Below are 9,519 nucleotides of genomic sequence, written 5' to 3'. Positions count from 1 at the left end.
CCGTCCAGTCTTGCGGGTGCGGCAGGGCGCCGCACCCGCAGGACGGGCTCCGCCGTCAGCGCGCGAGCTCGGCCATCGCGCCCCAGCCCTGCTGCGGCACCTCGACGTTGATGATCTCCGGGGTGGCGGCGACGGCCTCGCCCATGGTGGCGAGTCCGGCCTTGAAGTGCGCGGAGGCGACGTGCGCGGCGCCGGCCTCGGTGTCGGCGAAGGCCTCCAGGAGCACGAAGCGGTTCGGGTCGTCGACGCTGCGCGACCAGTCGAAGAAGAGGTTGCCGGGCTCCTCGCGGGTGGCGCGGGTGAAGTCGGCGACGCGGTCGAGCCAGCCGTCGGCGTGCTCGGGGCGGACGGTGAAGCGTACGGCGATGAAGATCATGCGCTCATCGTGCGGCGCGGCCGGGCCCGCGGCCACTCGTGTGGTTCAGGATTCCGGCAGGGTCGGAAAGCTCGCCGTGAAGAGAGGGACGGCGCGGGCGAGGGCGGCGCGCAGCTCGCCGTGCCGGTGCCGGAAGTCGGCGGTGGGCAGCGACACGGACAGCGCCCGCACCGTCCCGTCGCCGCCGGGCAGCGGCGGCAGGGCGGTGGCCAGACAGGTGTACGCGGGGTCCGCCTCGCCCACCGAGACGGCGAAGCCCCGGTCGCGGACCCGGGCGAGCTCGGCCTCGAAGCGCTCCGGGCTGGTGATCGTCCGGTCGGTGAAGCGGGCCATGCCGTGGGCGTCGAGGTAGCGGCGGCGGGCGGCCCGGGGCAGTTCGGCGAGCAGGGCCTTGCCGTGCGCGGTGGCGTGGGCGCGGGCCTCGGGTCCGGGGGCGAAGGGGTGGGCGGTGTCGGTGACCGGCGCGGTGGTGTCGACGACGGTGATCCGGCCGTCGCGGTAGGCGGTGAAGTAGGCGACGGCGTCGGCGCTGCGGCGCAGCTGTCCGAGCAGTTCGGCGACCGGGGCGCCGAGGCCGTGGTGGCGCTGGTAGGCGCGGTGCAGGGCGGGGACGCGGGGGCCGGGGACGTAGCCCTCGGGGGTGCGGGCCAGGTGGCCGCGGGCGATCAGCGGCCCGGTGAGGTGGTAGACGGTCGACAGGGCGCAGCCGAGGGTCCGGGCCAGCGTCTTGGCGGCGACGGGCCGGTCGGCGTCCGCGACGGCGTCGAGGAGGGCGAGCGCGCGGTCGACGGACTGGGGACCGATCGGAGACGTGGGCACCGATCCACCTTAGTTCCCGAGGAGTGAGAGGAGCGTCACCCGGAGAACAAAAGGGACTATCTGGATCTATCCCCCGGATGGGCGTACCGTCGAGGGATACCCCCGAGCGCGGGACGCCCGGCCACGGTTCCGGCACGCTCCGGTACAGGCACCGGCCGGCGGCGTCCCACCGGGGGTTCCCCCTGACTTCCTGACCGCACCGGGAGGGTGTGTGCGCCGCTCCACGACCGACCACACCGCCGCGGGCCCGAACGGGCGCCGCGGCCGCATACGCAAGGCGGCGATCGCGACCGGCGTGGTCGCGGCCGCCGCCGGAGGACTGTACGTGGCGGGACTCGCCGTCGCCGGGGACGACATCTCCGAGGGCACGCGGGTCGACGGGATCGACATCGGCGGGCTGAGCCGCGCCGAGGCCGCCGCCCGGCTCACCGACGCCGCCCCCGCCGCCTGGAAGGACCCGGTACGGGTCGCCGTCGGCGACACCACGACCACCGTCGATCCGGCCGCGGCCGGCCTGACCGTCGACGTGGCCGCCACCGCGGACCGCGCCGCCGACCCGTCCCGCGACCCGCTCACCGTGATCGGCCGGCTCTTCTCCTCCGGCAGCCGGGACGTCGCACCGGTCGTCTCCTTCGACGGTACGAAGGCCAGGGCCGCGCTCGCCGCCACCGCGAAGCAGCAGGACCGCACCGTCCGCGAGGGCGCCGTCTCCTTCAAGGACGGCCGGCCGGTCGTCACCCAGGCGCAGGACGGGCGCGCCCTGGACACCGACAAGGCCGTCGACGCGCTGCGCGCCGCCTACCCCGGGGCCGGCGGCGGCGCCGCGGCGCCCGTGGTGCTCCCGGTCTCCGTGACCCACCCGAAGGTGGGGGCCGCCGAGGTCTCCCGCTTCGTGAAGGAGTTCGCGGACCCCGCCATGTCGGGCCCCGTCACCCTCACCTCGGACGACAAGCGCCTGTCGATCGCCGCCACCACCCTCGGCGACCACCTGGACGTGAAGGCCGAGAACGGCCGGCTCACCCCGGCCCTGGACGCGAAGTCCCTGCTGCGGGACCCGGACGTGGCACGCCCGCTGCACGACTTCACCGGCGGCCCGGTCGAGGGGCGCCTCGGCGTGCGGGGCGGCAAGGTCGTGGTGGAGCAGGACGGCCGCCCCGGCCGCCAGGTCTCCTCGGACGCCCTGGGCCGCGCCGTACGGCCGCTGCTCACCAGGCAGGGCGCCGCGGCCCGTACGGCGGCGGTCGCCACCACCGTGACGCAGCCCAAGGTGTCGGCGGAGTCGCTGGCGCGGCTCGGCATCACCGAGCAGATGTCGACCTTCACGGTGAACTTCCCGACCGCGCCGTACCGCACGACCAACATCGGCCGGGCGGTCGAGCTGATCAACGGCTCCGTCGTGCGGCCGGGCGAGGTGTGGAGCTTCAACCGCACCGTCGGCGAGCGCACCGAGGCGAACGGCTTCGTCGACGGCACCATGATCATGGACGGTCAGTACCAGAAGGCCCCCGGGGGCGGTGTCTCGGCGGTCGCGACCACGGTCTACAACGCGCTGTTCTTCGCCGGCGTCCACCCGATCGAGCACGGCGCCCACTCCTTCTACATCGAGCGCTACCCGGCCGGCCGGGAGGCCACGGTGGCGTGGGGCACGCTGGACCTGAGGTTCCGCAACGACACGGGCAAGCCGATCTACATCAAGGCGAGTTCGACGGACTCGTCGGTGACGGTGAGCTTCCTCGGCACGAAGAGGTACGACTCGGTCGAGGCGGTCGCGGGCCCGCGCACGAACATCACGCCGCCCGGTGAGCGCAAGGGCAAGCTCGCGGACAAGTGCGAGGTGCAGGAGCCGCTGGAGGGCTTCGACATCAATGTCGACCGGGTGTTCAAGAACGGCGGCACGGAGGTCAAGCGGGAGACCTTCCACACGCACTACACGCCGCGGGACAAGGTGACCTGCGACTAGGCCGTCTCTTCCGGAACTTGGCCGGGAGCGAGAAACCCGTTGGCCGAGCGCGGCCGTCGCTGCTAGCTTTCAGGCGGCCGTGCGAGAGAACGAGGAGGTGGTACCCGTGAACGCAGTATCGACATGGGTGCTCTCCTCCGGGGTCACGGTCGGGCGATAGGTCGTCGTCCGGGAGCGCCGCCCAGCGCATTCCCGAAAGGCACGACCATGCACTTCACCTCCGAACGGCGACTCGACGACGGCGTCGTGGAGCGCGAGTTCACCCTCGGCGACATCCCCGGCATCCTGTGGACGCCCGCATCGGCGTCCACGTCCGCACCGGTGCCGCTGATCCTGCTCGGCCACCCCCCGCTCGGACTGGGCAGGATGTACCCCCGGCTGGTGGCGCGGGCCCGGCAGGCCGCGGCGGACGGCTTCTCCGCGGCCACCATCGAGCTCCCCGGCAGCGGCGACCGGCCGCGCCTGCCCGCCACCGACCGGGCCCGCGCCGACCTGCGCCGGGCCATGGAGGCCGGCGAATCGGTCGGCGACGAGATCATCGACGCCCTGGTCCTGCCCCTCGTCGACCAGGCGGTCCCGGAATGGCGGTCCGCCCTCGACGCCCTCCTCGCGCTGCCCGGGATCGGCGGCCCGGTCGGGTACTCGGGGGGAATCATCTCCATCGGCGTCCGCCTCGCGGTGGTCGAGCCGCGCGTCGCGGCCGCCGTCCTCTTCGCCGGCAGCCTCGTGCCCCGCGTCATGTTCGAGGAGGCCCGCCGGGTCACCATCCCGCTGCACGTCCTGCTGCAGTGGGACGACGAGGGGAACGACCGGCAGGCGTCCCTGGACCTCTTCGACGCCTTCGGCTCCGACGAGAAGTCCCTGCACGCCAACATGGGCGGGCACACCGGCGTCCCGCGGTACGCGGGTGACGCCGCGGCGGAGTTCTTCACCCGGCACCTGAGGTGACGTCGAGAGGGCCCCGCTCGGCAGAGCGGGGCCCTCTCGCATGTCCGCCCATCACGAACGAGACACCCCCTAGGCCTCGACGCGGACCGAGTCGGCGGTGGCGGCACGGGGCGCCGAGTCGGTGACGTCGGCGAGGTCGCGGTGCCGGGTCTCTCGGGCGCAGGCGACGGCGACGACCGTGAGGAGCGCGGCGGCGATCACGTAGAGGGCGATCGGGGTCGAGCTGTCGTACTCGTCGAGCAGTGCGACGGCGATCAGCGGCGCGGGGGCGCCGGCGGCGACCGAGGAGAACTGGGCGCCGATGGAGGCGCCGGAGTAGCGCATCCGGGTCGCGAACATCTCGGAGAAGAAGGCCGCCTGCGGGGCGTACATGGCGCCGTGCAGGATCAGGCCGACCGTGACGGCGAGCAGCAGGCTGCCGAAGGAGTCCTGGTCGATGAGGGCGAAGAAGGGGAACATCCACAGGCCGACGCCGACGGCGCCGACGAGGTAGACGGGCCGGCGCCCGATGCGGTCGGACAGCGCGCCCCAGAGCGGGATGACCGCGAAGTGGATCGCGGAGCCGATGAGGACGGCGTTGAGGGCGGTCTGCTTGGAGAGGCCGACCTGGGTGGTGGCGTAGACGAGGATGAAGGCGGTGATGACGTAGTAGCTGATGTTCTCGGCCATGCGGGCGCCCATGGCGATCAGCACGTCGCGCCAGTGGTGCCTGAGGACGGCGACCAGCGGCGTCTTCTCGGCCGGCGCGGCGGCAGCGTTGCGCTCCTCGGCGGCGGCGAGCGCGGCCTTGAAGACGGGCGACTCGTCGACGGAGAGCCGGATCCACAGGCCGACCATCACGAGCACGCCGGACAGCAGGAACGGCACCCGCCAGCCCCACGAGGTGAAGGCGGCGTCCGAGAGCAGCGCGGTCAGCGCGGACAGCACCCCGGTCGCGAGCAACTGCCCGGCCGGCGCGCCGGTCTGCGGCCAGGAGGCCCAGAACCCGCGCCGCTTCGCGTCCCCGTGCTCGGACACGAGCAGTACGGCCCCGCCCCACTCCCCGCCGAGCGCGAAGCCCTGGACGAGCCGCAGCACGGTGAGCAGCACGGGCGCGGCGGAGCCCACGGTCGCGTGCGTGGGCAGCAGTCCGATCGCGAACGTCGCCCCGCCCATCATCAGCAGGCTGAGCACGAGCAGCTTCTTGCGCCCGAGCCGGTCCCCGTAGTGCCCGAACACGAGCGCCCCGAGCGGCCGGGCGGCGAACCCGACGGCGTACGTCAGGAACGAAAGCAGCGTCCCGACCAGCGGGTCGGACTCGGGGAAGAAGAGCTTGTTGAACACCAGGGCGGCGGCCGACCCGTAGAGGAAGAAGTCGTACCACTCGATGGTCGTGCCGATGAGGCTGGCGGCGACGATGCGCTTGAGGGAGCCGGGGGGCGTGGGAGCGTGTGTTGCGGCGGCCATGTGCACCACTTCCGAGCGGGATGACGGGGACGTGTACGTGTCGCCACACCGTAGAAACACGCAGGTCACCCGCGTATGTGGTGGGACACCATAGTTCGCCGTCCGGGCATCCACCGGGGCACCATTCCGAGTCCTGGGTCGGCACCGACTGCGAGGCGCGTAGTGTCCGGGGGCATGACCGTGCTGCAGGGTGCCCTCGTCGTCCTCCGCCCCACCGCCACCGGGGACATCCGCGCCTTGGCCGCCATCCGCGACACTCCCGAGGTCCGGGCACGGTGGCAGGGCGGGGAGGACCTGGAGGCCGAGATCGCCGCCGACCTCCAGGACCCCGACAGCCACGCCTTCACCGTTCTCCACCAGGAGCGGATCATCGGCATGATCCAGTGGTACTCCGAGGAGGATCCGGACTACCGGCACGCCGGTATCGACGTCTTCCTCGATCCCGCCGTGCACGACGGCGGCCTGGGCACCGACGCCGTACGCACACTGGCCCGCCACCTCGTCGACGACCGCGGCTACCACCGTCTGGTCATCGACCCCGCGGCCGACAACGCCGCCGCGATCCGCTGCTACACGAAGGTCGGCTTCCGGCCCGTCGGAGTCATGCGGCGGTACGAGCGCGGCCCCGACGGCACCTGGCACGACGGCCTGCTGATGGACCTCCTGGCCGAGGAGCTGACCCGCTGACCGACCGCCTGACCGTACGCGGCCACGGGGAGGAGCCCCGGGCCCCGGAGACAGCCCCGGGTCACAGGCGGAACCAGCGCTCCTCCCCGGGTGTGACGGTGAACCGCCGATCTCCCGGAAGCATGACGGTGAGCGGCGCCGAGGGCCCGGCCGGGACGCGCACGGCCAGTCGCCCGGGCAGCACCCGTACCCGCACCCCGCGATGACCGCCGGCGCAGAGGGTGAACGCGAAGCGCGGAAGCTCCCGCAGGGTCACCGGCGCGACCCGGAGGCCCTCCGAGCCCGCTTCGAGGCCGGTGATCCCGCGCTGCACCAGGTCGATCGTCCCCGCCATCGCCCCGAGGTGGATGCCCTCGCCGGTGGTGCCGCCCTGGACGTCGGCCACATCGCCGAGGAGCGCCTCCTCGCAGTACCGCCAGGCGTCGGCGCCCTGCTGCCGGGCGAGCACCCAGCCGTGGACGAGGCTGCTGAGCGTGGATCCGTGGCTGGTGCGGCGCAGGTAGTACGCGACGGTCGCGCGCCAGATCTCGTCGTCCAGGCGGTAGTCGAGCCGGGCGAACAGGCCGCGCAGCTCCTCGGGCCGGAAGAGGTAGCCGAGCATGAGGGTGTCCGCCTGTTTCGACGCCTGGTAGCGGTTGACCGTGTCGCCCTCCGCCTCCAGGATCCGGTCGAGGCGGCGGATGTCGCCGTACCGGGCGCGGTACGCGTCCCAGTCGAGCTCCGTCAGCTCCCCGTATCCCTCGAACTGGCTCACCACGCCCCGGTGGAAGGGCAGGTACAGACGGCGGGACACGTCCTGCCAGCGGTCGAGCTCGGTGTCGTCGAGGGCCAGTCGTTCGCGCAGCTCCGAGCGGCGGGCGGCGGGCAGTCCGTCGAGGAGGTCGAGTCCCCGGGCGAGCACCCAGGCGGCGGTCGCGTTGGTGTAGGCGTTGTCGTCGATGCCCGGGGCCGATGTGCCGGGGTAGGCGTCGTGGTACTCGTCCGGGCCGACCACCCCGCGGATCCGGTAGCGGCCGAGCGCCGGGTCGAGCGCGGCCGAGCCCGCCCAGAACCGGGCGACCTCAAGGAGCATCTCGGCCCCGGCGGAGTGCAGGAAGCCGAGGTCGCCGGTGGCCTGGGCGTACCGCCAGACGTTGTACGCGACGGCCGACCCCACATGCCGCTGGAGCCGGGTGACGTCGGGCAGCCAGCGGCCCGAGCGTGGGTTGAGGTGCAGTTCCTGGGTCTCCTCCCGGCCCGAACTCGCGCTCTGCCACGGGTACATGGCCCCGACGCCGCCGGCCAGGCGGGCCGCCTCGCGTGCGGCCGGGAGCCGGCGGTGCCGGTACCGGAGGAGGGACCGGGCGACCTCGGGGAAGTGCAGGTCGAGGTAGGGCAGCACGAACAGCTCGTCCCAGAAGACGTGGCCCCGGTAGGCCTCGCCGTGCAGACCGCGCGCCGGGACGCCCACGTCGAGCTCCGCGGTGTGCGGGGAGAGCGTCTGCAGCAGATGGAAGAGGTGCAGCCGGAGGATGCGGCCCGCCTCCCCGGGGACGTGCAACTCCCCCTGCTGCCAGAGCCCTTCCCAGGAGGCCCGGTGGGTGGCGACCAGCCGCGGGAACGACGGGGCGCGGGCCGCCTCGCCGCAGGCGGCCGCACAGGGCTCGGCGGCGGGCCGGTCCGTCGACGTGCGCAGGGACAGGGTCTTCACGAGGCTCGCCGAGCGGTGGTGGCCGACGGGCAGGAGCACCGTCTGGACGGTCCCGGTCGGCGTGGACGCCTCCCGGACGGTGCGGTCGGGGTGGACGACGGTGCGGACCGCGAGGGCGACGAGGAGGCCCGGGTCGGTCGTACGGCAGGTGAGCCAGGCGACCCCGCCGGGTTCGAAGCCGGTCCGGTGGCCGGTGAGGTGCCGTCCCTCCAGGTGCCGGTAGCGCTCCACGCCGGCGTTCGTGACGGCGCCGTCGAGGACGGACTCGACCTCGACGGCACCGCTCCACCCGTACGCGCGGAACAGCGTGCGCTGTGCCGCGAGCCAGGGGTCTCCCATGTGGACGATCCGGGTGTGGCCCACGCGCAGCCCGCGCCCTTCGGCGTCCTGGAAGAACAGGCTCCGTGTGAGCACTCCGCCGCGCAGGTCGAGCCGTACCTCGTAGTGGCGCAGGTCCCCGGAGGCGGGGGTCAGCCACTCGCCGGGCGGCCCGTCGTCCGGCAGGCAGCGGTAGCGCAGCAGCGTCCAGTTCGGCAGGTTGACCAGGTCCTCGTTCTCCACCCGCTCACCCGCGACGACCGAGGCGCTGCGGTCGTAGCAGCCGGCCAGGTAGGTGCCCGGGTAGTGGGTGGCGCCGGCCGGACACTCGGGCGCGGAGCCCCGGGTGGCGAAGCGGCCGTTGCCCAGCGCGCAGAGCGCCTCGACGAGCCGCTCGCGCTCCGGCTCGTACCGGTCGTAGCGCAGGCTCCAGCCCGCGGTCACGCCCGCCCGCCCCAGACGCCGCGGACCAGCAGCGTCAGATCGGCGACCGTGAGGTCGGCGCCCTGTTCGCGGAGCGGGCCGGTCATGCTCGCGTCCGGGGTGCGGTCGAGACCGACGACGAGGCCGAACCTCCCCCGGCGGGCCGCCCTGACCCCGGCGAGCGCGTCCTCGACCACCGCGGCGTCGGCCGGACGGCTCCCGAGGAGGGCGGCGGCGTGCAGGAACAGGGCGGGGTCCGGCTTTCCGGCCAGACCGAGTCCGGCGGCGGTCTCGCCGTCCACGATGACGGGCAGCAGCCCGGCGAGGCCGGAGGCCCTGAGCAGCTCCCGGGCGTGCCGGGAGGCCGACACGGCGGCGCAGGGGACGCGCGCGGCGCGCAGCGCGTCGAGGGCGGGCGCCGCGTCCGGGAAGACCGGCACGCCCTGCGCCCCCACCAGGTCCCGGAAGGCCCTCTCCTTGCGTGCGGCGATCGCCCAGACGGTGTCGCAGCCGGGCGGATCGGCGGGCGTCCCCTCGGGGAGGCCGAGGCCCCGGGCGGACAGGAGTGCCGCCGCCCCGTCGTGGCGGGACCTCCCGTCGACGAACCGGCGGTACTCGGTCTCGGCGTCGAAGGGCGGCTGCGCGTCGCCGCCGCGTGTGCGGGCGGCCAGACAGGGGTCGAAGGCGGCCTTCCAGGCGGCCGCGTGGACCCTGGCCGAGTCGAGCAGCACCCCGTCGGTGTCGAAGACGACGGCGCGCGGCGGCGGGGCGGAGGGCGCGGGTCCGCTCACGGTGTCACCCCGGATCCTTGTCGACTGCCTTCTCTTCCAGGGTTTCGCGAACCGGCGGCGC

At 73.9% G+C, this 9,519-nt stretch carries 8 protein-coding genes; 3 read left to right on the top strand and 5 right to left on the bottom strand.

Annotated elements, in window-relative coordinates; genetic code table 11:
* Positions 1 to 55: 55 nt before the first annotated feature.
* Positions 56 to 376 (bottom strand): putative quinol monooxygenase, encoded by a 321-nt coding sequence (locus AB0M18_RS08635; RefSeq protein ID WP_365756074.1) that lies wholly within the window; start codon positions 374 to 376, stop codon positions 56 to 58.
* 45 nt (positions 377 to 421) lie between these two features.
* Positions 422 to 1,195 carry an IclR family transcriptional regulator C-terminal domain-containing protein gene (locus AB0M18_RS08630; RefSeq protein WP_365756073.1) on the bottom strand — a complete coding sequence of 258 codons (774 nt, stop codon included), beginning with the start codon at positions 1,193 to 1,195 and terminating at the stop codon, positions 422 to 424.
* Positions 1,196 to 1,406: 211 nt separating this feature from the next.
* On the opposite strand from AB0M18_RS08630, the gene AB0M18_RS08625 reads away from it, so the two are divergent.
* Positions 1,407 to 3,155 (top strand): VanW family protein, encoded by a 1,749-nt coding sequence (locus AB0M18_RS08625; RefSeq protein ID WP_365756072.1) that lies wholly within the window; start codon positions 1,407 to 1,409, stop codon positions 3,153 to 3,155.
* A 207-nt stretch (positions 3,156 to 3,362) separates the two neighbouring features.
* Positions 3,363 to 4,103 (top strand): alpha/beta hydrolase, encoded by a 741-nt coding sequence (locus tag AB0M18_RS08620; protein WP_365756071.1) that lies wholly within the window; start codon positions 3,363 to 3,365, stop codon positions 4,101 to 4,103.
* A 69-nt stretch (positions 4,104 to 4,172) separates the two neighbouring features.
* Here AB0M18_RS08620 and AB0M18_RS08615 read toward each other — a convergent pair whose 3' ends face one another.
* Positions 4,173 to 5,549: an MFS transporter gene (locus AB0M18_RS08615; RefSeq protein WP_365756070.1), complete on the bottom strand. Its 1,377-nt coding sequence runs from the start codon at positions 5,547 to 5,549 to the stop codon at positions 4,173 to 4,175.
* A gap of 174 nt (positions 5,550 to 5,723) precedes the next feature.
* Between AB0M18_RS08615 and AB0M18_RS08610 the strand changes: the two genes are divergently transcribed.
* A complete protein-coding gene (locus AB0M18_RS08610; protein WP_365756069.1) occupies positions 5,724 to 6,236 on the top strand; it encodes a GNAT family protein in 513 nt (170 codons plus the stop codon).
* 61 nt (positions 6,237 to 6,297) lie between these two features.
* Here AB0M18_RS08610 and AB0M18_RS08605 read toward each other — a convergent pair whose 3' ends face one another.
* Positions 6,298 to 8,688 (bottom strand): glycoside hydrolase family 65 protein, encoded by a 2,391-nt coding sequence (locus AB0M18_RS08605; RefSeq protein WP_365756068.1) that lies wholly within the window; start codon positions 8,686 to 8,688, stop codon positions 6,298 to 6,300.
* Entirely contained in the window at positions 8,685 to 9,458 is a 774-nt protein-coding gene (locus AB0M18_RS08600; RefSeq protein WP_365756067.1) for an HAD-IA family hydrolase, read from the bottom strand. The genes AB0M18_RS08605 and AB0M18_RS08600 overlap by 4 nt, the downstream gene beginning before the upstream one ends.
* Positions 9,459 to 9,519 lie beyond the last annotated feature (61 nt).

This window comes from Streptomyces sp. NPDC051909, assembly GCF_040681095.1.
In the GTDB taxonomy this organism is placed as follows: domain Bacteria; phylum Actinomycetota; class Actinomycetes; order Streptomycetales; family Streptomycetaceae; genus Streptomyces.
This window is presented reverse-complemented; position numbering and strand designations above follow the sequence as displayed.

Coding starts and splice junctions, on each gene's coding strand:
- AB0M18_RS08635 (WP_365756074.1), bottom strand. CDS start 376: ATGATCTTCATCGCCGTACGCTTCACCGTCCGCCCCGAGCACGCCGAC.
- AB0M18_RS08620 (WP_365756071.1), top strand. CDS start 3,363: ATGCACTTCACCTCCGAACGGCGACTCGACGACGGCGTCGTGGAGCGC.
- AB0M18_RS08615 (WP_365756070.1), bottom strand. CDS start 5,549: ATGGCCGCCGCAACACACGCTCCCACGCCCCCCGGCTCCCTCAAGCGC.
- AB0M18_RS08610 (WP_365756069.1), top strand. CDS start 5,724: ATGACCGTGCTGCAGGGTGCCCTCGTCGTCCTCCGCCCCACCGCCACC.